This is a genomic window from Bradyrhizobium sp. Ghvi (assembly GCF_900115265.1).
Taxonomy (GTDB): domain Bacteria; phylum Pseudomonadota; class Alphaproteobacteria; order Rhizobiales; family Xanthobacteraceae; genus Bradyrhizobium.
Map to the genome: position 1 here is coordinate 80,557 of NZ_FOVU01000012.1, position 22,349 is coordinate 102,905.

18 protein-coding genes are annotated in these 22,349 nt (G+C 62.5%); 5 read left to right on the forward strand and 13 right to left on the reverse strand.

The window, feature by feature from the left end; all coding sequences use genetic code 11:
- Positions 1 to 217: 217 nt before the first annotated feature.
- Positions 218 to 1,315: an LLM class flavin-dependent oxidoreductase gene (locus tag BM374_RS31590; RefSeq protein ID WP_092301928.1), complete on the forward strand. Its 1,098-nt coding sequence runs from the start codon at positions 218 to 220 to the stop codon at positions 1,313 to 1,315.
- 58 nt (positions 1,316 to 1,373) lie between these two features.
- On the forward strand, positions 1,374 to 1,928 hold the full coding sequence (locus BM374_RS31595; RefSeq protein WP_092301931.1) for a flavin reductase family protein: 555 nt from the start codon (positions 1,374 to 1,376) through the stop codon (positions 1,926 to 1,928).
- Between the two features lie 5 nt (positions 1,929 to 1,933).
- Here the strand turns inward: BM374_RS31595 and BM374_RS31600 are convergent, their stop codons facing one another.
- The 5 genes from BM374_RS31600 to BM374_RS31620 form a co-directional block, all read right to left on the reverse strand.
- A complete protein-coding gene (locus BM374_RS31600; RefSeq protein WP_177248671.1) occupies positions 1,934 to 3,781 on the reverse strand; it encodes a sigma-54-dependent Fis family transcriptional regulator in 1,848 nt (615 codons plus the stop codon).
- A gap of 235 nt (positions 3,782 to 4,016) precedes the next feature.
- Positions 4,017 to 7,322, reverse strand: a complete 3,306-nt coding sequence (locus tag BM374_RS31605) for an acetyl-CoA carboxylase family protein (protein ID WP_177248672.1) — start codon at positions 7,320 to 7,322, stop codon at positions 4,017 to 4,019.
- A 12-nt stretch (positions 7,323 to 7,334) separates the two neighbouring features.
- Complete coding sequence (locus BM374_RS31610) at positions 7,335 to 9,056, reverse strand: AMP-binding protein (protein WP_092301940.1); 1,722 nt, start codon at positions 9,054 to 9,056, stop codon at positions 7,335 to 7,337.
- Between the two features lie 163 nt (positions 9,057 to 9,219).
- The gene (locus tag BM374_RS31615) at positions 9,220 to 10,902 is read right to left on the reverse strand and encodes a methyl-accepting chemotaxis protein (RefSeq protein WP_092301943.1); all 1,683 of its coding nucleotides are present in this window, start codon (positions 10,900 to 10,902) and stop codon (positions 9,220 to 9,222) included.
- A gap of 140 nt (positions 10,903 to 11,042) precedes the next feature.
- Positions 11,043 to 11,642, reverse strand: coding sequence for a TetR/AcrR family transcriptional regulator (locus BM374_RS31620; RefSeq protein ID WP_092301946.1), 600 nt, complete (start codon positions 11,640 to 11,642; stop codon positions 11,043 to 11,045).
- 165 nt (positions 11,643 to 11,807) lie between these two features.
- Here BM374_RS31620 and BM374_RS31625 point away from each other — a divergent pair, with 165 nt between their 5' ends.
- From BM374_RS31625 to BM374_RS31635, 3 genes are all read left to right on the forward strand, one after another.
- Positions 11,808 to 12,185 carry a tautomerase family protein gene (locus BM374_RS31625; protein ID WP_092301949.1) on the forward strand — a complete coding sequence of 126 codons (378 nt, stop codon included), beginning with the start codon at positions 11,808 to 11,810 and terminating at the stop codon, positions 12,183 to 12,185.
- 101 nt (positions 12,186 to 12,286) lie between these two features.
- Complete coding sequence (locus BM374_RS31630; protein WP_092301952.1) at positions 12,287 to 12,658, forward strand: hypothetical protein; 372 nt, start codon at positions 12,287 to 12,289, stop codon at positions 12,656 to 12,658.
- Between the two features lies 1 nt (position 12,659).
- The gene (locus BM374_RS31635) at positions 12,660 to 13,055 is read left to right on the forward strand and encodes a GFA family protein (RefSeq protein ID WP_092301955.1); all 396 of its coding nucleotides are present in this window, start codon (positions 12,660 to 12,662) and stop codon (positions 13,053 to 13,055) included.
- 3 nt (positions 13,056 to 13,058) lie between these two features.
- Here BM374_RS31635 and BM374_RS31640 read toward each other — a convergent pair whose 3' ends face one another.
- From BM374_RS31640 to BM374_RS31680, 8 genes are all read right to left on the reverse strand, one after another.
- A complete protein-coding gene (locus tag BM374_RS31640) occupies positions 13,059 to 13,928 on the reverse strand; it encodes an urea carboxylase-associated family protein (RefSeq protein WP_092301958.1) in 870 nt (289 codons plus the stop codon).
- Positions 13,929 to 14,000: 72 nt separating this feature from the next.
- Complete coding sequence (locus tag BM374_RS31645; RefSeq protein ID WP_092301961.1) at positions 14,001 to 14,927, reverse strand: CobW family GTP-binding protein; 927 nt, start codon at positions 14,925 to 14,927, stop codon at positions 14,001 to 14,003.
- Positions 14,928 to 14,930: 3 nt separating this feature from the next.
- The gene (locus tag BM374_RS31650) at positions 14,931 to 16,421 is read right to left on the reverse strand and encodes an amidohydrolase family protein (RefSeq protein ID WP_092301964.1); all 1,491 of its coding nucleotides are present in this window, start codon (positions 16,419 to 16,421) and stop codon (positions 14,931 to 14,933) included.
- Positions 16,422 to 16,747: 326 nt separating this feature from the next.
- Complete coding sequence (locus BM374_RS31655; protein ID WP_092301967.1) at positions 16,748 to 17,281, reverse strand: 2'-5' RNA ligase family protein; 534 nt, start codon at positions 17,279 to 17,281, stop codon at positions 16,748 to 16,750.
- A gap of 421 nt (positions 17,282 to 17,702) precedes the next feature.
- Entirely contained in the window at positions 17,703 to 20,015 is a 2,313-nt protein-coding gene (locus BM374_RS31665) for a P-loop ATPase, Sll1717 family (RefSeq protein WP_092301972.1), read from the reverse strand.
- Between the two features lie 1,191 nt (positions 20,016 to 21,206).
- The gene (locus BM374_RS31670) at positions 21,207 to 21,386 is read right to left on the reverse strand and encodes a hypothetical protein (RefSeq protein ID WP_143270291.1); all 180 of its coding nucleotides are present in this window, start codon (positions 21,384 to 21,386) and stop codon (positions 21,207 to 21,209) included.
- 77 nt (positions 21,387 to 21,463) lie between these two features.
- Complete coding sequence (locus tag BM374_RS38890) at positions 21,464 to 21,634, reverse strand: hypothetical protein (protein ID WP_177248673.1); 171 nt, start codon at positions 21,632 to 21,634, stop codon at positions 21,464 to 21,466.
- A 296-nt stretch (positions 21,635 to 21,930) separates the two neighbouring features.
- Positions 21,931 to 22,272: a hypothetical protein gene (locus BM374_RS31680; RefSeq protein WP_092301981.1), complete on the reverse strand. Its 342-nt coding sequence runs from the start codon at positions 22,270 to 22,272 to the stop codon at positions 21,931 to 21,933.
- Positions 22,273 to 22,349 lie beyond the last annotated feature (77 nt).

A 22,349-nucleotide genomic window follows, 5' to 3' on the forward strand; every position in this document is an offset into this window, starting at 1 on the left:
AATCGTATCCTCAGGTCTCACGGCTGAGACACCGTCTCGCGACAATGAGACGGGTCCTCGCAAATCCGTCCCGGGATATCGGCAATTGCGCCACCGAACCAGACTTTTTTCGCGGCTCTGAGGTGCCCCTCACGCTGGCACACCCCTTGCTGAAGCTGTTCCTGTTCACACCAGAGAACGCGCAGCAAGACGCGTCAACATGAGATGAGGACCCCCAATGGAGATCGGCTATTTCACGATGCCTTCGCATCCGCCGGAGTGCGGCCTGAAGGAAGGACACGATTGGGACCTGCAGGTCCTGCGCTGGCTCGACGAGCTCGGCTATCAGGAAGCCTGGATCGGCGAGCACCACACCGCGCCCTGGGAACCCAATCCCACGCCGGATCTGTTGATCGCGCAGGCCCTGATGCAGACCAAGCGCCTACGCATCGGGCCGGGCGGCTTCCTGCTGCCCTATCATCACCCCGCCGAGCTCGCCAATCGCGTTGCGATGCTGGACCATCTCTCCGAGGGCCGGCTCAATTTCGGCGTTGCAGCTTCGGGCCTGCCGAGCGACTGGGCGATGTTCAACGTCGACGGCATGAGCGGCCAGAACCGCGACATGACCCGCGAGGCGCTGGAGATCATCCTGAAACTGTGGACCGAGCCGGCGCCGTTCACCCACAAGGGCAAGTTCTGGACGGTGACCAAGCCGGACACCATGTTCGACTTCCTCAAGCCCCACATCAAGCCGTTGCAGGCGCCGCATCCGCCGATTGGCGTTGCCGGGCTATCGAAGAACTCCGACACGCTGAAGCTTGCGGGCGAGCGCGGCTTCATTCCGATGAGCCTCAACCTCAACCCGGCCTATGTCTCCAGCCATTGGGACTCGGTCGAGATCGGCGCGGCGAAAACCGGCCGCAAGCCGAACCGGCAGGACTGGCGGCTGGTGCGCGAGGTGTTCGTCGCCGACACCGATGAAGACGCCTGGAAGCTCTCGACCGGCGACATGATGGGCCGGATGATGAGCGAGTACTTCCTGCCCCTGCTCGGCCATTTCGGCTTCAAGGACTATCTGAAGCACGCCCCCGACGTGCCCGATAGCGACGTCACCGTTGAATATTGCGCCAAGCGGAACTGGATCGTCGGCTCGCCCGCGACCGTCGCCGAGAAGATCGAGACGATCTACGACGAGGTCGGCGGCTTCGGCGTGCTCTGCGTGTTCGGCTTCGACTACAAGCACAAGCCTGAAGCCTGGCACCACTCACTCGCGCTGCTCAAGAACGAGGTGATGCCGCGCCTGAAGCATCTCGGCTCCCCGAAGAAGGCAGCTTGACGCTTACCGGGTGCGGCGCGACCGTGTCGCACCCGCTTCAATTTTCGGAGATGTCCGCGTGAGCGTCGATGCAAAGGATTTCAAGCAGGCGATGCGCCAGTGTGCCGGCGCGGTCGCGCTGGTTACAGTCGGCGCCGAGCATGGCAGGCGCACCGGGCTCACGGTAACGTCGGCCTGCTCGCTGTCGGATTCACCTCCTTCGCTGATCGTCTGCGTCAACCGCAACGCCAGCGCGCATGCACGCATCCGCGAGGAAGGTGCATTCGCGATCAACTTCCTGCACGAGGATCACGCGCTGCTGGCCCTGACCTTCAGCGGCCAGAAGGGCGTCAACGGCGACGACCGGTTTGCCTTCGGCCAATGGACACGCGGGGTCACCGGCGCGCCTGTTCTGACGGACGCGGTCGCCGCATTCGATTGCATGCTGGCGGAGGAGTTCGAGACCAAGACGCATTCGATCTTCGTCGGCGAAGTGCGTAGTGCGACGCATTCGGCCGCGGCGGCGCCGCTGGTGTACTTGCGCGGCAGTTTCCACACGCCACAGGAAATCCGCGAGACTGTTTCAGTCGGCGATCTCGATTCCCGTCATCTGAGTTGGACGGATTTTTCGTAAGGGTGCTACCGCGCGGTCTCGATCTTCATCGCCTTGATCTTCCGATACAGTGTGGCACGGCTGAGTTTCAGCGCGCGGGCGGCTTCGGTGACGCGGCCGCCATGCTTGCGCAGCGCCTCAATGATCGTGGCGCGTTCGGCCGCTTCGAGGTCGGCCTCCATCCTGGCGCCGAACGGCGGCAGATCGAGATCGGCGTCCGTGATTACGCCATCCTCGGCCGTGCAGCCGGCCAGCCGCAACACGTGGCGGAGCTGGCGCATGTTGCCGGGGTAGGGATAGGCCGAAAGCAGCGCCCAGGCTTCGTCCGACAGGCGGCAGTTCGGCGCCTCCTCGCGCGCGACGTGGGCGATGATGTCATCCCGGTCCGCGCGGTCGCGCAACGCCGGCAGCCGCACCTCCATGCCGCGCAGGCGGAAATAGAGGTCGGCGCGGAAAGCCCCCTCCTCCGCCATGCGGCCAAGGTCGCGATGGGTGGCGCTGATCAGTCGGATATCCACCGGCACCGGCTTGAGCGCACCGAGCGGCCAGACCTCGCGATTCTCCAGCACGCGCAACAGCCGTGTCTGCAAGCCAATCGGCATGTCGCCGATCTCGTCGAGGAACAACGTGCCGCCGTCCGCCTGCACGATCAGGCCCTTCGAGCCGTCGCGCCGCGCGCCGGTGAAGGCGCCGGCCTCGTAGCCGAACAGCTCGGCGTCGATCAGGCTCTCCGGCATCGCCGCACAGTTCAGCGCGACGTAATTATTGCGCGCGCGGTTGCTGGCGGCATGAATGGCGCGCGCGAATACGTCCTTGCCGACGCCGGTCTCGCCATGCAGCAGCACCGGAAGATTGTGATCGCCGATGCTCCTGAGGCGCTTCACGCTCCTGACCAGGGCGGGATCGCGGCCGGCAAGCCGGTGCAGCGCATCGAAACGATCGGTGGGCGCGTCCCGGCGTAACGTCGCTGACTTTGCGCGCAGCGGCGGAGCGACATGGCTCTGGCCCAACGGGCGGCCATCGGCGCGGCGCATCTCCAGGACGTCGTCGGCATGGTGCGCATGGTCGGGCTTGATGTAGCGCGACAGATCGATGCCTGATGCGATCAGGCCGTCAGTGAGGCCGAGCAGCGCGCGCGCCGAGCGGCAGGCGCCAACGATGCGGCGGTCGTCATCATAGGCGAGCAGGCCGCTGCCGCCATTATCAGGCACGCTCGCAATCCAGGCGTTGCGGAAATGGTCGCGGAAGATCGCTGCCTCCATCCGCCGCGTCGCCTCCATCGTCACCGCCAGCGCAAGCTGATGCGCGGCGCGCTCAAGGTCCTCGCGGCACGAGGTGATGTTGATCGCGCCGGCGAGACGGCCGGCATGGTCGAACAGCGGTGCCACGGCGCAGGAGAACATGTGCCACTGCGCTCGAAAATGCTCGTCGCGATGCACCAGAATCGGCTTCTGCTCGGCGAGCGCGGTACCGAGCCCGTTGGTGCCCTCGAACGTCTCGGCGAAGTTCGAGCCGGTATAGATCTTCCAGTCCAGAAACATCCGCGCGTCGGCTTCGCCCGGCAGGCGGCTGAACAACATGGTCGCGTTCGCGTCAGCCAGATTGACGCAATAGCCCGCATCGCGCAGCACGCGTGCGAGATCGTCGAGCTCGGGCGTGAGCAGCCGGATGGTCTCTTCCAAGGGCTCGGCGACGTGGCGGATCTCGGCCTCGGTGAGCGTCTGCGGCGGGCCTTGTCGAGCGGGGTCGAGCTTGTGGCTGATCAGGCAGCGCCGCCAGGAGTTTTCGATGCGCGAGGAGGCATCGACGTCGGCCACATGATTGGCCACGGACAAGACACGGGCGACATGGTTCGAGGCCGAAAGGCTGGCCATCGCGGACGTCTCCACCCTGTATTATTGTGCAAAGTCTGGCACCACGGACGCGGATGTCAATCGGGAACCGGGAACCTGCGTATGGCATACCGTCTCAACGCTCGTCATGGCCGGGCTTGTCCCGGCCATCCACGCCCTGCCAGCAAGGCACAAGAACGGGGATGCCCGGGACAAGCCCGGGCATGACGATGTGGATGCAGATTGCCTCAATCGGCTCTGATTTGCTGCACCGCCCTCACCACGTGTCGATGCACGGCCGCTTCTTCTCCGTCCGCGGCGGCGGCTTCGGCACCGAGCGGAGCCCTGCCATGATCCAGCGCCGCGTTTCGGCCGGGTCGATGACGTTGTCGATCTCGAACACCGAGGCGATCGAGACCGCCTTGCCGTTGGCGTAGAGCTCCGCGACCTTGTTGCGATAGTAGGTCTCGCGCTCCTCGGGATCAGTGATCGCCTCCATCTCTCTCCGGAAACCGAGCCGGACATAGCCTTCCAGGCCCATGCCGCCGAACTCGCCGGTCGGCCAGGCCGCAGTGAAGAACGATGCGTGGAAGCCGCCGCCGATCATCGACTGCGCCCCCAAGCCATAGCCCTTGCGCAGCACGATGCCGAACAGCGGCACGGTGAGGCTCGCGCCCGTCACGAACATGCGCGAGACATGGCGCACGATTGCGGTCTTCTCGGCCTCCGGACCGACCATGAAGCCGGGCGTGTCGCAGAGCGAAACAACAGGCAGATCGAAGGCATCACAGAGCTGGAGGAACCGCGCCGCCTTGTCACCGGCATCGGCATCAATCGCACCGCCGAGATGGCGCGGATTGTTGGCGATCAGGCCGAACGGCTTGCCTTCGATGCGGATCAGCGCGGTGATCATGCCGACGCCGTAGTCGCGGCGCAGTTCCAGCACGCTGTCCTTGTCGGCGACGAGATCAATCACGGCGCGGATGTCATAGACGCGCAGGCGGTTCTCGGGGATGGCGCGGCGGAGCAGGCGCTGGTCGGCGGCCTCCCAGTCCTTCACCGCACCCTGGAAATAGGACAGGTATTTTTGCGCGACTGATGTCGCCTCCTCCTCGTCCTCGACCAGGATGTCGATGACGCCGTTCGGCGACTGGAACGAGACGGGGCCGACCTCGGCCGGATGATAAACGCCGAGCCCGCCGCCCTCGATCATCGCGGGACCGCCCATGCCGATCGAGGCATTCTTGGTGGCGATGATGACGTCGCAGCAGCCAAGCATCGCGGCGTTGCCGGCGAAGCAATAGCCGGAGACGACGCCGATGACAGGCACGAGGCCGGAGAGCCTTGCGAATTGCACGAAGGACGGCCCGTCGAGGCCGGTCATGCCGAGCCGGTCGGTGTCGCCGGGCCGGCCGCCGCCGCCTTCGGCATAGAACACCAACGGCACGCGCCAGTCTTCCGCCAGCGTGAGCATGCGGTCGATCTTCTTGTGGTTCATATGGCCCTGCGTGCCGGCGAGCACAGTGTAGTCATAGGCCACGACGATGCAGCGCGCGGCGTCTGCGCCGAACTTTTCGGCGTTGACGGTGGCAACGCCCATGACGAGGCCGTCGGCCGGCGTGTTCTTGATGAGATCGTCGAGCTTGCGACGGCGCCGCTGCGCCGCGATGGCGAGACTGCCATATTCCATGAACGAGCCGTCATCGACGAGCTGCGCGACGTTCTCGCGCGCGGTGCGCTGGTTGGTGTTGCGGCGGCGCTCGACCGCGGCCGGACGGTTTGCGTCGAGCGTGTTGGCCTGACGTGCGATCAGCTCGGCAAGATCGGGGCGGATGTGATCGAGATCGACGTCAGCTTCCGCCGCCGTGTGATCGGCCGCCACATCGAGCGGCTCCAGATAGAGGATCGGCTCGCCATGCATTAACGTGACGCCGTCGCCGGCGACGAGTTTCGTCACCCGGCCGCCCTGCTCCGCCATGACGAGGTGCTCCATCTTCATGGATTCGATCACGGCGAGCTGCTGGCCGGGGCGTACGATCTCGCCTTCCTTGACCTGGACGGTGACGATGGTTCCTTGCAAGGGCGCCGCGACCATCACCGCGCCCTCGGGCACGACTGGCGTGATATCCGCTTCAGCAACGTGCGCACCGCCGCGCTCGGTCGCGGCAAAGTAGAGCGGCTTGGCTGCACCGTCCGCCGACTCGACCAGCTTGGCGATGTTGCGATCGATGAAGTCGGTTGCGATGCGGTTGGTCCTGAAATCGGGATGCGCCAGCACGGCCTGGAGGAAGGCGATGTTGGTGACGACACCGTCGATGCGGAATTCGCGTAACGCACGCGAGGCCTTCGCCACGACGTCATGCCAGGCTTCGCCCGGCGTATGCACGACGACCTTGGCCAGCAGCGAGTCGAAGGCGGCGCTGGTCTTGTAGCCGGCATAGCCAAAGCTATCGACGCGGACGCCGGGGCCGGACGGCGGCTCGAACACAGCGAGCACGCCGCCAGTCGGATGCGTCGCGCCCGTCTCGTCCAGCGTCTCCATGTTGACGCGCAGCTGCATAGCATAGCCCCGCGGCTTCGGAATGGATGCCTGCACCAGACCGAGCGAAGCAAGCGTCGCGCCTGATGCGACCGCAAGCTGGGCGCGGACGAGATCGAGTCCGAGCACTTCCTCCGTCACGGTATGCTCGACCTGAAGCCGCGGATTGGCTTCGATGAAGGCAAAGCTGTCGTCGGCGGAGCCGTCGACCAGGAATTCGAAGGTACCCAGATTGTCGTAAGCCACCGCCGTGGCGAGCTGCTTCGCCGCCTCGATGATGCGACTACGCAAGCCATCGCTCAGCGAGGGGCTCGGCGCCACCTCGATCAGCTTCTGGTGCCGGCGCTGGATGGTGCATTCGCGCTCCCAGAGATGCGAGATCGCACCGTGACGGTCGCCGATGATCTGCACCTCGATATGGCGCGCCTGGCGGATCAGCCGCTCGGCATAGACGCCGTCGAAGCCGAAGGCCGCTTTGGCCTCGGATTGGCAACGCGCATAGGCTTCCGCGAGGTCGACCGCGTTTTCAACCACACGCATGCCGCGGCCGCCGCCGCCTGCCATCGCCTTGATCACGATCGCAGCATTGCTGCCAAGCGAGGTGTAGAAGGCCGTGATCTCATCGAGCGACGAAGGCCCGCTGGTGCCGGCGATCACAGGCACGCCGCAACGCCTTGCCAGTTGCCGGGCCGCGACCTTGTCGCCGAACAGCTCGAGCGCGGCCGGCTTCGGTCCGACGAAGACAAGGCCCGCATCCGCACAGGCCTTGGCAAACGCCGCGTTCTCGCTGAGAAAGCCGTAACCGGGATGCACCGCATCGCAGCCGGCACTCGTCGCCGCCCTCACCACGGCGTCGATGTCGAGATAGGCCCGCGCGCCGCGGCCGGGGATTTCGATCGTCTCGTCGGCCACACGCACATGCAGCGAGCGCGCGTCGTCAGCGGGATGGACCGCAATGGTCGTGATGCCGGCGTCGGCTGCGGCGCGTGCGATGCGGATGGCGATCTCGCCGCGATTTGCGATCAGGAGCTTCCTAGACGACATCACATCTCTCACTCAGACCGGGGCAGTCTGGTTCGGGTCGAGATCCTGCTTCTTCACTTTGCCCGTGGCCGTCAAGGGCAGCGCCTCGATAATGCGCACCTCGGGGACCTTGTAGACGGCCATGCGCTCGGCGCACCAGGCGCGAATGTCCTCGGCGGAGATGCTGCCGACCGCCTCCGGCTTGAGCTGGATATAGGCCACCGGCACCTGCCCCTTGTCAGGATCGTCGCGGCCGACCACGCCCGAGCCCAGCACTTTCGGATGCTGCCCCAGCAGCGCCTCGATCTCCGGCGGGAACACGCTCATGCCCTTGACCTTCAGCATCTCCTTGCGGCGGCCAAGGAAGTGCAGGAAACCATCCTTGTCGATCACGCCGATATCGCCGGTACGCAGCCAACCGTCGACGAGCGACTCCGCGGTCGCCTCCGGCTTGTTCCAGTAGCTCTTGAGCAGCGACGGTGTGCGCACGCGGATCTCGCCTTCGGCGCCAAGCGGCAGCAGCTCGCCGGTCTCGAAATCAGTGATCTTGAACTCAGCGCCGGGGACGGGCAGGCCAACAAAAACCGGCTGGTTGTTCAGATCGAAGTCGTCGTCCTGGAAGCCGGCAGTGAAGGTGTTGGAGGTGTGGGTCTCCGTCATGCCCCAGGCCGCCTCCATCAGGATGGTGCCGGTGAGGTCCTTCCAGCGCTTGCGATAATCGGCGTTGAGCTTCTTGACGAAGGAGACGACACGGACATGTTGCAGCGAGGACAGGTCGAACTCGCTCCAGCGCGGATGGTCCATCAGCTCGACAGCGCAATCGACCGGCATCACCGTGTTCGTGACTTTGTACTTGTCGATCGCTGCCATCGTGCCAACGGCGTCCCAGCGGGCCAGCAGCACCAACGTCCCTCCTGAAAACAGCGGGAAGATCAGGCCGGCGTTCTCGCCGGCGATCCAGAATTCCGGAAAGAACGACAGGGAAACGCTGCTCTCATCTGATTGCATCGAGACGCCATAATTGGCCGCAGCCGTATAGACCATGTCGCGATGGGTGTGGACGCAGCCCTTGGGCATGCCCGTGGTGCCACCGGTGTAGTTCAGCGCGGCGACCTCATCGAGGCCCGTCGGTGGCAGCGGCGTGGGTGCCGACATCGCAGCAAGCGCGGGCAGCAGATCGGTTGCGCCCGAGACCGCGATGCGCGGGGTGCGGATCGAGTCAGGCACCGGAAACGCCGGCATTGCCGGTATGACCTCGGCGAAGCTGGTGACGATGATTTCGCGCAGGCGCACCTCGCCGCGGACCTGCTCGACGACGGGAATGAGTTGGTCGAGCGCGACGATCACCTCCGCCTGGGTGTCGTTGAGCTCGTACGACAGTTCGAACGCGGGCGAGAGCGGGCTCACGGGGACGTGGACCGCACCGAGCTTCAGGATGCCGAAGAACACGATGTGGAATTGCGGGCAATTCGGCAGAAAGACCGCGACGCGATCGCCCTTGCGCACGCCCTTGGCTTGCAACAGCGCGGCAAAGCGGTCGCTCTGCTGGTCGAGATCGGCGTAGGTGGTGACGTGCCCGTAGAAGATCACCGCCGGGCGCTCGGGACTTCGCTTCGTCCAGGCGCGAAGATACTCCGTCAAGGGAACTTCGCCGTGCAGGTAGGTGGGCGAACGCGGTATGCCCTTCGGCCAGGCCTTGCCCCACAAGCCGCGCAAGGTGGCGAGGTAGTCGTTCTCGTCGAGGCCCGCGTTCATGACGTTCTTCCCGTGTTGCTTTTCTTTTCGTAAGGCACGCACGTGCCTTCATTCGACATCGTTACACGTCGAGCACGGCCGAGGTCATGTCAAGAAAAACAGCATCGGCATCGCGGTTGATGCCGCGAGGCGGAAATAACAGGCGTGTTGCAGCGCTTCTTCGTTATGCGGCCCGCACACCCGCAACGAAGGCGCTGACCTCGTTCTCCAGCGATTGCAGCTTCTCGGTCAGGCGACCGCTCGACTGCAGCACGAGGCCGGCTACCTCGCCGGTCTCCGCGGTCGCGTCGGTCACGCCGGAGATGTTTTGCGAAACCTGGTCGGTGCCGGAGGCCGCCTCCTGCACGCTGTGGGCGATGGCCTGCGTCGCGGCGCCCTGCTCTTCGACCGCGGCTGCGATCGACGAGGAGATCTCGTTGACCTCCATGATGGTGGCGCGGATGCTCTCGATATTGCCGACGACCTGATTGGTCTCGGCCTGGATCGCGGTGATCTGGGCGCCGATCTCGTCGGTCGCCTTGGCGGTCTGGCTCGCCAGCGACTTCACCTCGCTCGCGACCACGGCAAACCCCTTGCCGGCCTCGCCGGCGCGTGCTGCTTCGATGGTGGCGTTGAGCGCGAGCAGATTGGTCTGCGAGGCGATCTGGTTGATGAGATCGATGACCTCCCCGATCTTGTGGGCGGCCGCGGCCAACCCCTGCACGGTGTCGTTGGTGCGCTGGCCGTCGGCGGCGGCTTTGTCGGCCACGGTTGCCGCCTGCGCAACGCGCTGGCTGATCTCGGTGATCGAGGCCGACAACTGGCCGGCGGCGGCAGCCACCGTCTGTACGTTGTTTGACGCCTGCTGGCAGGCGGTGGCGACGAAGCTGGCGCGGTCGGTCGCCTTGTTCGCGGTCTCCGACATGCCTTGAGCTGCCTGCTGCATCGCGCGCGCCTCGCTGAAGACGTCGCGGACCACGGCCTGGACGCTCGCCTCGAACCTGCCGGCGAGCTCGGCCATGGTCTTGCGCTTCTCGTCATCGGCCCGTTGCTTAGTCTCCTGTTGCTCGGCGTGCATCCGACCCACGGCCGCGGCGTTGTCCTTGAACACCGCCAGCGCCTTGGCAAGCCCGCCGACCTCGTCGCGACGGTTGGTGTAGGGCACCTCGAACGCGCTGTCGCCGGCCGCGAGGCGCTCGGTCAGTCCGGTGATCGTCGCAAGCGGCCGGGTCACGCTGCGGCCGATCACGAAGGATGCGCCAAGCACGAGCACGAACACCGCGAGGCACACGAGCCCAAACGTCATCGCATCCTGGCGGAAAACTGCGTCGACGTCGTCGAGATAGATGCCGGTGCCGATGATCCAGCCCCAGGGTGCAAAGCCCTTCACATAGGAGATTTTCCCGACCGGTTGCTCGAAGCCGGGCTTGGGCCAGAGATAGCCGTAGAAGCCCGCGCCCTGTTTCTTGACCACGTCGACGAAGCCGAGGAACAGCGCATTGCCTGAGGGATCCTTCATCCCGGCGAGATCCTTGCCATCGAGCTCGGGCTTGATCGGGTGCATGACCATCTTCGGAGTCATGTCGTTGATCCAGAAATATTCGACCTTGTCGTAGCGCAGGCTCTTGATCTCGGCCATTGCGGCCGCCTGCGCCTGCTCGCGCGGGAGTTTTCCCTCGCTCTCGAGCTTCTGATAATGCGCTAGGATCCCGTAGCCGACATCGACCATGTGCTGCGTTTTGGCCTGGCGATCTGCGACCATCTGGCTGCGCAGGGTCGACAGCGCGATCGGCACGAGCGCGATCATGCCGAGGAGGCTGATGCCGACAATGAGGATCAGCTTGAAACTGATGCGGGAGAAAATCATCGCGGCTCGCAAAATTGGGCGGGGCTGATATGCCATTTTATCCCGACCTCCTTAGCAAAGCTTTAAGCATTCGGGTTCCCGCGCGACGGGCAAATCACCGGGACATCGCGGGCGCCCAATTCCGGGCGGCCTACTGATCCTCAACGGCCCCGCTTGCCGAGCACGAGGTCGATCGTGTGGGCTGCGATCTTGCGCAATTGGGGCTCGTCATCGAAGGCGCGTTCGAGCACGGCGAGGCCGCGCGTCACCGTGATGACGTGCAACGCCGCGGCCGCCGGGTCACCGCTGAATTCGCCGCGCGCGGCGCCCGCCGATAATGCATCCTGAACCAGCCCCGTGATGCGCGATACGAGATTCGCAAAAGCTTTCCGCGCGTCCTCATCAAGCCCTTCGCCTTCGGCGGCGCCGATCTCCATCAGCCCCCGTGTCGTCGGGCATCCGCGCGGCGGCGAACCGGAACGAAAGTTCGTGATGGTCAGGTCGAAGAATGCCGAGAGCCGTTTCCGCATTGAGCCTGTGGCGAGTGTCTTTTCCAGCCCAACGAGGTAGTCGCCGGCATAACGCTCATAGGCCTGGAGAAATAACGCCTCCTTGCTGCCGAAGGCATTGTAGAGGCTGCCGCGCTGGACACCGGCATCGCGCGCAATGTCGGAGAGCGAGGTGCCGCGCACGCCCTTGCGCCAGAACTGGTCGAACGCGATGCGCAAGACCTCATCGTGATCGAATTCGCGCGGTCTCACAGCATGCTTCCTATATCAAGGTATATTTGACACGATGTCAAAAACATGGTTTCTGGACATCGTGTCAAATACCAGCTGGAATTGATAGCCCGTTTCGTCAACGGGCCAAGCGGCAGGCGCTTGCATGCGCCTGGCCGGACGAACCCGCATGCAAAGGACTAGCCCATGCCGCTCCTTCATATCTCGATGCGCGCCGGAAAGCCGGATGCCTATCGGCAGGCGATCCTCGACGGTCTCTATCGCGCCATGCGCGAGGCACTGAACGTGCCCGAGGGCGACGAGTTCATGAGCATCAGCGAGCTGTCGCCCACGAATTTCCGCTGCGGCAATGCCTACGGCATCAAGCGCAGCGACGACGCCGTACTGATCCAGATCACCGTGTTCGCTTCGCGCACCGCCGAGCAGAAGAAGGCGCTGTATCGGCGGATTGCCGAGTTGCTCGGCGACAACCCGGGCATCCGCACCGAGGACGTGTTCGTCAACGTGCTCGATGCGCCCGCGGAAAATTGGTCTGTCGGCCACGGCGTCGCGCAATTCGCGTGAGCGTACCGGATCTGCCAACACCCTCTTGAGAATTGCCGGCCGGAAGGGTCTGATAGGCCGAGGAGCGAGCCTCCGCCGCCTAAAGACGGGACCTGAACCGCATGACCATGTCGGTCGAGCAATTGTGGAGCCTGCCGGAGATCGCGCTGGTCGGTGCCTATGCCGAGGCGCGGCGTCGCTATGCCGAGAAGAAGTTCGAGCGCGACACCCAGCGGGCGCGGCTCGAATGGATGCGCGCAAAACTGTTCGTCAATACCCAGGGCAACGTGACCGAGCGCAAGATGGCGGTGGACGTTTCCGAGGAACTGGCGCGCAAGGGCCAGGAGGTGCGCGAGACGACGCGCGATCTCGACATGCTGAAGATCGAAGTCGACGTGATCGACACGATGATCCGGTTGCGCGGTGCGCACGGCACGGTCCCGGTCCATGCGGAAGAAGCGGCTGAGAAGCCGGCCGAGCCGGAGGGGGAGTGAGATGACGGCGCTCCGGGGAAGCTGCCTGTGCGGTGAGGTCGCGTTCGAGGTCGAGAGTCCGTTCGATCGCTTCCTCAACTGCCATTGCTCTCGCTGCCGCAAGGCGACCGGCGCCGCTCATTCATGCGAGGTCATCGTCAAGGCCGGCGCGCTGCGCTGGCTACGCGGCGAAGCATCCGTCAGGCGCTTCGACCTGCCCAATGCAAAGAGCTTTGCGACCGCGTTCTGCAAGACCTGCGGCAGCCCGATGCCGCATCTGACGCGCAGCGGGCGCGAAGCGATCATCCATGCCGGCGCGTTCGACGAGCCGCTGGACGCGACACCCGACCGGCATGTGCAGTGGACCTCACGCGCGGAGTGGTATGTACACGGCGATGGACTACCGGTGGAAGACTAAAGCTCAGTTTCCCGCCTGCACGCCGTGAGAGCGGTGATACGCGCTCGGCGCCGGCCAGGCCCAATCCTTCAGAATCGCCCGATCGGGCTCGAAGATTTCGATCTTGAGCGGATGGCATGCCGCGACGTCGCTCGAATGCGTCGCGCTACAGTCACCGCCAGGACAGGCCGACAAAGCGCCGAGCAGGTCGATCTCCGCGAAAAACTCGATGAAGTCGCCGGGGCGGACCGGACTTGCCTTCATGAAATATTGGTGCGTATCCTGTGTGAAACCGGTGCACATGAACACGTTGAGCACGTCGTGAACATGGTGCTCAGCCGTGGCGGGATCGACCTTCAATTCGCCCGCGAGCGCGCGGGACAAGTTGGAATGGCAACAAAAGTCGTAAGTCGTGCCGTTCAGCAGAAGATTGGTGTAGGGATCGCAGCGCGTGCCGATGACATCGTGAATGCCGGCACCATCCGCATCGAAGCCGTACCAGCCGAGCGTATCGTGACTGATGGTCGCCATCGGGCGCAAATAAGGCATAGCGCTCCAAAGTCGGTCGCCGTGACCAACATGCGTACCATGAAGTGCCCGCGTCTTGCCGCTGAAGAAGCGCTCGGAAAGATCGCCAGCATTCCAAAGATTGAGGTCGCCGACCTGAGGTCCTTCGATGCTGACGATGCGGAAAAACTGGCCGCGCGCCACGCGAAATGCTCGAGCATCGCGCGGCGGCACTACGATCTCGTCCGTCTTGACCATCGTCTGTCGCGCGGATTCGAGCGTGGCCATATCTGGCCCGGGCATCGTCCCGGCCGGATAGACGATGGCAGGCTTGGCAGCGCGACGTAAGGCCGCGTCGGCGGGAGCGGATGAGGTTTTCAGGGGCATAGCTGGCCTCGGATCAACGCAGCACGACAGATGGCGGATGGTAATGGGAGCGATTGACTCTATCGCTTCAATTCAACCTGAAGCAACACACCGGGCCATGAGCTCATCGATCTCCGCCTTCGAGAGCACGCCGAGCTCAGCGATAAAGACGATCCGCGCACGTGGCACACCCGGTGCCGGCGCCTCGCCAGGGGCAAGCGTCGCGCGGCCGCCGGCGAACTGGAACTCGATCAAACGTCCGGGCTGCTCGACCGCTTCGAACAAACCTTTCGCGCGGGCCAATTTCGGCGCCAGCTTGCCGATCGCCTGCTGCAACCGCGGCAGCGAGAGTGGCAAATCGGAGGTCCAGCTCAATGTCTCGAAGCGCTCTTCTGCCGGGCGTTTCGGCCCCGGCTGGCGCTGCGCGGGCGCGCGATCGCTCGCGGGAAACAGCAGGGCGGACGGGATCTCGCCGTGCTTCGCGTCGACCACCACGGCTGGGACGCGCTGCGAGCGGATGGCCTCGCGCGTCCGCACACCTGCGCCTTCGCCGGCCAGATCCAGCTTGGTCAACGCAACGATATCGGCGACGCGCAGCTGCGAACGCTGGAGCGCATCGTCCAGCGCCGCCGGCGGCGTCGCGGCGTCCAGCACGCAGAGCACGGTTTCCAGCGGCGCCTCGCGCAGGATGATGGGGTCCATCAGGTTGCGGACGATGTCGGCGGGATCGGCGATACCGCTGGTCTCGATGACGATATAGTCGGGCTTCGGATCACGCCGCAGCAGCGCCGAAAGCGTGCGCAAGAGATCACCTTCAAGCGAGCAGCAGATGCAGCCGTTGCTGAGGCTCACCACGCCGTCGCTCGCGCCCGCGATCAACTCGGCATCGATGTTGATCGCGCCAAAATCGTTGACGATGGCGGCGATCCGCCGTCCCTCCGCGTTCGCCAGCAGATGGTTCACGACCGTGGTCTTGCCCGCCCCCAGAAAGCCAGTCACCAGCAGAATGGGGACCGGCATGGATCAGCTCCCGACGACGGGACGGCGCACGGGCTTTCCTGGCCGCGCAGCGACGTCGAGCACGCCGTCGCTGATCAGCACCTGACCGCTGACGACGAGATGCCGCACGCCCTCCGACGGGCGATTCATCGCCGTGAAGGTCGCGCGGTCCGAAAGCTTCTCATAGTCGAACACGACGATGTCGGCATCCGCATCCTTGGCGAGCCGGCCCTTGGCGCGCATCGCGGGCGTGCTCTGCGACAGGATCTCTGCGGGGATCAGCGCGCATTTGCGGACGCCTTCGAGCAGCGACACTGCTTTGCGCTCGCGCACCCATTCGCGGATGAACTTCGTGAAGCAGCCGGCCGAGCGCGGATGCGAGGTGGCGTCATCAGGCAGCGGCCAGGCGTCGCCCTTGTAGGTGGTGCCATCCGACAGCGTCCATGGCATCGCGTCGGAGGCGATCGCGCCGCCGGGATAGAGCACAGACATGTCGAGCAGGTCGCGGTGATGCGAATTGTTCTCGGTGTCGAGGATGTGCCAGAGCACCAGCGAGGACGGTTCCTCGGCCTGCGCCTTCAAGAGCTCCTCACGATCGTGGAAGCGATAGCCGTCTGTCACGCGCTGCACGGAATCATAACCGGTGCCGTTGCGTTCGACAAACCGGGGATCGCTGAAGAACGCCGCCGCCAGCACGGTCGAGCCGGTGCCGTAAGGGTAAGCCTCGACCGTGATGGGGAGTCCTTGCGCCTGCGCTTTCTCGATCAGCACGCGGCAGCGCTCGACGTCGGTCTTGCTCGATGAATTGAAATGGCAGATGTGCATGTGCGCGCCGGTGGCGCCGGCATAGCCGATCAGACGGATATAGGCCTCCGCCGCGCTTTCGGGGTCGATGCGGGACATGTAGGCGACGTGCGTGAAGGTCGGCACGTTCTGCTTGGCCGCGAGCTGGCACACCGCGGTCAGCTCCTGCACGCCGGCGCCAGGCGCGTAGGCGTTCAAGATGCCGATGCCGATACCGCCTTCATTCAACCCGCGCGCCAGGCGGTCGAGGATCCCGGCGACCTCCGCATCGGTCGCGACATTGTCCATCCAGCGCCGGTCGCGCATGGCGTTACCGAATGCCTCCAGCGAGCTCTCGGCATTGGAGCCCGTCATCGCGCCGATGCGCGCGAAGGCCCAGTTGGTGGCGGCGCCGTAATTCAGCACGCGGCCTCGCCTCGCCTGCCGCTCGTACCAGGACCCGACCGGCAGCACGCCGGCCTCGAGATCGAGCGTCGTCGTCACGCCGTCGAAGGCCTGCATGCGATCAGCCGGGATCGACTGGCCGTGGGCGTGCAGATCGATGAAGCCGGGCGCGACCACGAGCCCGGTCGCATCGATCACCCGCTCGGCGCCGCCGAGCGAGGCCCCGACGGCGACGATCTTGCCGTCGGCCACGGCCACGTCGCCAAGCGCATCCATGCCGCTAGCCGGATCCACAACCCGGCCGCCCGAGATCACCAAACCGCCCATATCGTCAACTCCGCCAAGCTATTTCCAAAGCCTCCAAAGGCCCGGCAGCAGCTTCGGAGACGGAGACTGGCCGCATCGCGCGCGTCCCGGCGCGCATCAAGGCAGAATTTTGAGGGAGTGACCACCGCCGCCGGTGCCGATGCTGCATGCTTGTACATGAGGCCTATCAACGCAAGGAGCTACATCGGGGTTTGCAGCGCAACGGCGGGCGTCCATTTGCCGGCAAAGGCCGTTACGCCCTTAGCAAGGACGACGTCCAGCCTAAATTCCGGGCCCAGCTCGCCAGACGAAGCACGATCGATCGCGGGCACAGTCGTACCAGAAAATTACGACGGCAACCGCCGCTCCGCGATTATCCGCACTGGCGGAAAGACAACGCAGTCCACCACGTCGAACGTCACCTCGATGCTGCGATCGAACGCCCGCGCAAAGGCAATGGCATCATTGCGCCGTTCGTCGGCGACGGCAGTGCCGAGGGTACAATGCGGAATCCATGCGCGCGGCTGGTAGTGAGGACGACAATGTGCCGGATCGATCGCCGCGCTGACGGCGCGGTGGATGCGGGCCAGGGCGCTGTCGACCACCGGCTCCGCCCAGAGCACAAGCGGAGAGCCTTCGAACCAGCGTATTCGCTTGAATTCGATGCGCAGCTGCGTTTCACCAACGACGGCTGCCAGAATGGCGTCCCATGCGACCTGTTGCTCGATCGCGGACCCATCGTAGATCGCAAATGTGAAATGCGGGCGGTAACCGAGCGCGCGCATCGATGGTGCGGCCTCGAATGCGCCGACCTGATCCCACAACTGCTCGATCTCGTCTGCCGAATTATTGTCGGCACGAATGTTGATCGCCAATGCCACGGGCTCACCCAGGGGTGGAACAACCAATCAAGATCGATAGGAGAAGATTTGCAGAAATGGCGCTCCCTAGGGGAGCCGTCGTTTCCTGCAAAATCAATAAGTTAAGAGCATTGTTGGGGAGGATTTCTTCTACTCTTTTGTAATGCTTTTTCTTGGGCTTTCCCAACCGGCGGCTGGGGTTTGCGCCGGGGCCAGCGGTCCCCCTCTGTCCTACGGAACGATCCGTGAACCGCAGCACTTTTCCGCATACGCCTTCGATTTGTCGAACCTTTTTCTGCTTGCCGCGTTGGGATGCACCGAATATGGTCAACCCACTGGCTTAGAAACCGGTTTCAAGGGGTTTTACGATGTAACCGCATCCGAGCTACCGAAATGACAAACGAGGAGTAGAGCGGGCAGTTTTATTGCGCCCGCTTTTTTCTTAGCTCAAAACGATGTGGAAGGCTTCATTGATCACGTAGGTACCGCTGCCTTGTATGGCGACCTCAGCGGCCATTCGCTTCTCGTTGTAGTCGAAATCGTAAATGTATTTCTCGCGGCCATTCACGGACACGCCAAGAACCCCATACCAGATCATCAGATCAAACGCCTTATCGAGATCGTCTGAGGGTATCCCAGCCACAGCGAAACGCTGCAAGACATCCTTCCGGGTTAGGGACTTCGTTGCTCCGATGAGGGAGTACAAAATGTCCGCCGAAATCCCAGAAACATCACGTATTTCGTATCCGAAATCATCCACCAAAATATTCGCGTGCTGACGCACGGCATCCCGACAGTCTTCCTCGGTGATCAGTGTGTGTCCGCGATTGATGGCATGCGCTACTGCATTCTCTACGATGTTGATCAGAAAGCGCGGCCTCATCAGTGAATGATCGACCAAGTATTCGAAGGAGTCCTGAGCGCCAACGTGGAGAATGGCGATCCGCTTCCAAAGTTCCTCGAATGGAGCCCGCCGGTCGTCTAAGGCCGCCTGCAACCGCCGATAAATCACTTGGCGCAGCTTGATGCGATCTGTCCAGTCAAGTCTCACATACGCTGTCTTGCCGCGATCTGGCGTACTCTCCACTAAAAGCTCGTAAATATCGTTGCGAAGAAATACAACGTGCATAAAGCGACGGTCGCTGCTCGCAAAATCCCGGCGCAATTTGTCCAACGCTTCAAGCAGCAGCCTCAACAGTCGAATATCAAATTTGTCAACGCCTGCGGCAGGCCAGCCCTTATCAAGATTATCGAAAAGCAGAACAATCTCGGAGTCCTTATTTGTATTCCGAATAATTAGTTCTTTGATCGCTCCCACCGCGTCGCGGAACACGATGTTGGTCAACCGCTCCGGAGTTAGTTTTTCTCCGCGCGATGCAGCCCGCTCAATCTCTTGAAGAACAAACGATCCGAGACGATTGATCCGCGCGGTGAAATCTCCCGCCTCAACTACGCCTTGCTTCTCCAAGACGTCCGAAATCTCGCGGGACGCTGCGACAGCTCGCCCATCGTATTTTGATCTGACATCAAGATTTTCCTTTATGGTGAGTAGCACTTCCGACAGAACTACAAAGTACCAAAAGGAAGCCAGCGTATGATCGAAAACCCCCTCGCCCACCGTCATCTTGAGCAGGCTTTCGCGAAACAGACTGAGCTGGTGGGACTCCGGCTTCAGATCAGTGACATGTGTATTCTTTTGAATTCGAATATCGTTACGGACGATGAAAAAGATTGCTGTTTTGCCAGACCCCTTTCTTCCTGCAACCACCTTAGCTTCACCGCGCCGGGCCTTTAGATATTCGGAGGTTTCTACAAAATAGTCCTCAAGCGTTCGGAACTCGTTTTCCGCAGCAGATGCTCCGAGGACAAGATTTTGTAGTATTGTCCGACCTCCACGTTGCTGCGGCTTGGAAATTGACTGTCCAGCGATCAGAGAACCCTGGACGAAAGCCGTCACCTTCTCAGCGATCTGATCTTCGTTTCTCACGTTCTCGATCAGATCGCGAAAATCGGCGGCGGCGGGGTCCTGCGTGAAGAGACGCATCAACAACGCTTGGCGTTCTAGTCCATGGCTAAGTCCGGCTAGAAACGCAGCTCTGAGATTGTGACGCGACGCGTCTTCGATCTGCGAGGACAAAAATGGAATGATTACGCCGGAAGAAGCTGAGACGTCCGCAATGACTGAAACCGTAGAAAAGCGTGGGGCTTCCACCGGATCAAAACTTCTGAAGTGAGTTTTGGTATCCTTTACGGCCGAAACAATTGAATTGATGAAATCCGTTTTTTTAAACGCATTGAGAAAATATAGAGGTTGCTGAAAATTTACCGGCTTAGAAAAGAGCGAAATCAGGTCCCCAGAGGGCAGATCAAGCAGCGACGCTTTTAGACCTTCCGAATTCTCATAAGACTTGTAGCGAATGTTGTCGAAGAAGCCGTCACGCTGTATGGCCGCCGACGCATCAGCAAACGATGAATTCAGGACAGGGGCAATTGGCTTACCCTTCCCAATTGCAAACCCGGCCTCGTAGTATACGTTGAGGTTTGCCTGCGTGATGTCGCAGGCAAAGACATCCGCATCAACGATAGCGCTTCTGACATCGTCAGGGATGCTCAAGCCGAAATTGTCAAGTTGGGGCCATATACGAACCTCGATTGAGGAACTGGCCGAATTGACTAACTTGCTTGCAGCCTCAATTGGTCCGACGAGTTCCCTCCCGCCTGCCGGATAGGCGAAGAACACCTTTTTGAATGCCATTCCCAGTCCCCCGGCCCTCAGTTTAGGCAGCGAGGGCAACTGATCTTTTTACTCGCCACGCGTGTGGCCGCAAGTGAGGATTCAATCATCCACGGTATTTCATGGGGACTAAATTCTCAGTCCTCCCGAGCCAGAGCAGGCTTGGGCATTATCCCCGCAACTCACAGGCCCCTTTTTCCCGTCGCTTGTCACGTCTGCAATCAGTCTGCTTAGCTGGCACCGGCAACTTTTCGACGCTGTGCCTTTAGGGGCGTATCACGAAGCGTTGCGCTTCAACGACTGAGCCACCCCGGCCCGGTCCCCGGCGTTTTAGCCGACAACAATCCTCGATTGGCTGAGCAGCACGCAGCATTTGCTGCGGCATGCACAGTTTTGACCCGCAACGCTTCTGTTTCCCCACGGGAATTCAGAAGAAGCGCCATCGTGCGCGCAACGAACCTGTGAGGAAGATGCAATGCCGCGCCTAACTAAAGCTAAAGTGCTCGCCGCATTCGCCCAAACGCGAGGGCTTACACTCGAACACCGGATCAAGCGCCTCAAACGGGACTTACCTCACGTTGAGGATGATCAGGTCACATGGGTAGTTGAGCGTGAGCGCCTTCAGCGATTATTCGAAAGTGCATGGGGCGTGTCACCTAGCCCTGAAGAGCTGGAAACGTATGCCGGCCCAACGGAGCACGCGGTTTATTGCGGCGAGTTTCTTCCCCCCAACAAATTACCCCCAGAACACTATTTGGTTCACAACCACGTGAAGCCAACTAGGCAGCTAGGTCGGGCGGGCTTTCGAGCGTGGGTCACCGATGATCGCGATGAACTCGTAGAATGCCACTGCAATTTCGGCGGTTGCCGGAACGCTAAGGTGAACCCCCACTATCGTTGGCAGCGCAAAAGCGAGAGCTAACGCGGCCTGCCAAGTTCGGCCGGAGCACGCTCGGCGGGCGCGCCGTTCGCCGAGCTTGTCATATCAACCCTCTTGAAAATTTCTGACCCTAGCCACCCCGGGGGCTGGGGCGGCAACCGCATTGGTCCGGAGGGCACAGGACCCGGTGGCCGGTTGTTGTGGTCCCCGCGAGTGAGGTCCGCTCTGACCGTGATAAGCGGCGAGGGCAAGAGCTCACCAGGTCCGAGTTGGGGCCGACGGCGGAAGTCAAGGGAAGCTGAAATGAAAGGAGGCCGCCAACTGAGGCGGCCTTACTGTTGCGTGTGATGCTTCAATCGCGCCACGTGCCGCTCCCGCCGCCAGACATCAAGGTCGTGCCCATCGAGCAATTGGGCAGCCTTCTCTTTTGCCTCATCGTCATTGGCGCAATCCAGCTCATGCACGCCGGTAATACGCCCTTCATCGTTCAAGATGTAAGCGCGGTAGTCCATGGCAGTCGTTCCCGAAGGGAACATTGTACCATCGACAGGTGGGAGCAACAAGATCGTGCTGCCGCCCTTGGGCGATCCTACTGGCGGGGCCAAACCTTCGGCGCAGGTTGGCTAAGCAGCTCTTTGGCCTTAGCGATCAATTCGGCCGACCGCAATATCATTTCCTGCTCGCGCAGGTTCTTGGCGCGCATCCGCTCCAATCGTATCTCGATTTGCTCGGCAAGCCATTCCAAGTCGCCAGTTACCATGGCAGCGCCTCCGGCCAAACCGGAGGCTTAACTCATGTTAAGTTCTTTTGTTCCGAGATTGCCCGTCCTGACGTCGCGCCTCAATTTCGATCCGCAAAGAAGCATTCTCTAAAAGATTGCGGTGCAACTCATTTGCGGCGTGGTCGTGCTCAGCCTGAAGTGTCAGCCGCTGTTTGCGCACCTTGCGGCTTTCCTCTAGCGCCAGTTGAGCGCGGGCAAGTAATAGGTCGGTCATACCCCAGAGAATGCAGCATTCCGGGAAGGGTTGCCTTCACGCAGGTTAACTACCGCCCCGGCTAATGCATGCTGCGGCGACCTTTGCGCTCCACCTCGCCCATCGCCAGCTCCACCAGCTCCGGCCACTCCAGATCACGGTCCAGAGCACGCGCGAAGCCGGTCGCATCGCCATAGTGGGCGCAGCCATCGGCGATCTCCTCCGCCAGCGTCGCTAGGGTCCAGTTGACCGCGCGCGGATTGAGCCGCGCCATCTTGGCCGTCAGGCTCGCCAGAACCGGCACAGGAATGGCCTTCGCGGTTTGGGCCAGCTCGGCGAGGTGCGGCGCGCCGGGCGCATCGGCGAGCTTGCCTGCGAAGTGCAGGAAGTATTGTTCGAAAAGGTTCGTGGGCATCACATACATTCGATTGGCTCCTCTGCTACGACGTGACGACGCACGCGCCGCCCCAGATTGATTTTCATTCCGACACCCCCGCTCTG

Bases quoted from the DNA above. Each gene is read 5' to 3' on its own strand.
- BM374_RS31590 (WP_092301928.1), top strand. From the start codon at position 218: ATGGAGATCGGCTATTTCACGATGCCTTCGCATCCGCCGGAGTGCGGC.
- BM374_RS31600 (WP_177248671.1), bottom strand. From the start codon at position 3,781: ATGGCCAGCCTTTCGGCCTCGAACCATGTCGCCCGTGTCTTGTCCGTG.
- BM374_RS31605 (WP_177248672.1), bottom strand. From the start codon at position 7,322: ATGTCGTCTAGGAAGCTCCTGATCGCAAATCGCGGCGAGATCGCCATC.
- BM374_RS31610 (WP_092301940.1), bottom strand. From the start codon at position 9,056: ATGAACGCGGGCCTCGACGAGAACGACTACCTCGCCACCTTGCGCGGC.
- BM374_RS31615 (WP_092301943.1), bottom strand. From the start codon at position 10,902: ATGATTTTCTCCCGCATCAGTTTCAAGCTGATCCTCATTGTCGGCATC.
- BM374_RS31625 (WP_092301949.1), top strand. From the start codon at position 11,808: ATGCCGCTCCTTCATATCTCGATGCGCGCCGGAAAGCCGGATGCCTAT.
- BM374_RS31630 (WP_092301952.1), top strand. From the start codon at position 12,287: ATGACCATGTCGGTCGAGCAATTGTGGAGCCTGCCGGAGATCGCGCTG.
- BM374_RS31635 (WP_092301955.1), top strand. From the start codon at position 12,660: ATGACGGCGCTCCGGGGAAGCTGCCTGTGCGGTGAGGTCGCGTTCGAG.
- BM374_RS31640 (WP_092301958.1), bottom strand. From the start codon at position 13,928: ATGCCCCTGAAAACCTCATCCGCTCCCGCCGACGCGGCCTTACGTCGC.
- BM374_RS31645 (WP_092301961.1), bottom strand. From the start codon at position 14,927: ATGCCGGTCCCCATTCTGCTGGTGACTGGCTTTCTGGGGGCGGGCAAG.
- BM374_RS31650 (WP_092301964.1), bottom strand. From the start codon at position 16,421: ATGGGCGGTTTGGTGATCTCGGGCGGCCGGGTTGTGGATCCGGCTAGC.
- BM374_RS31665 (WP_092301972.1), bottom strand. From the start codon at position 20,015: ATGGCATTCAAAAAGGTGTTCTTCGCCTATCCGGCAGGCGGGAGGGAA.
- BM374_RS31670 (WP_143270291.1), bottom strand. From the start codon at position 21,386: ATGGACTACCGCGCTTACATCTTGAACGATGAAGGGCGTATTACCGGC.
- BM374_RS38890 (WP_177248673.1), bottom strand. From the start codon at position 21,634: ATGGTAACTGGCGACTTGGAATGGCTTGCCGAGCAAATCGAGATACGA.
- BM374_RS31680 (WP_092301981.1), bottom strand. From the start codon at position 22,272: ATGTATGTGATGCCCACGAACCTTTTCGAACAATACTTCCTGCACTTC.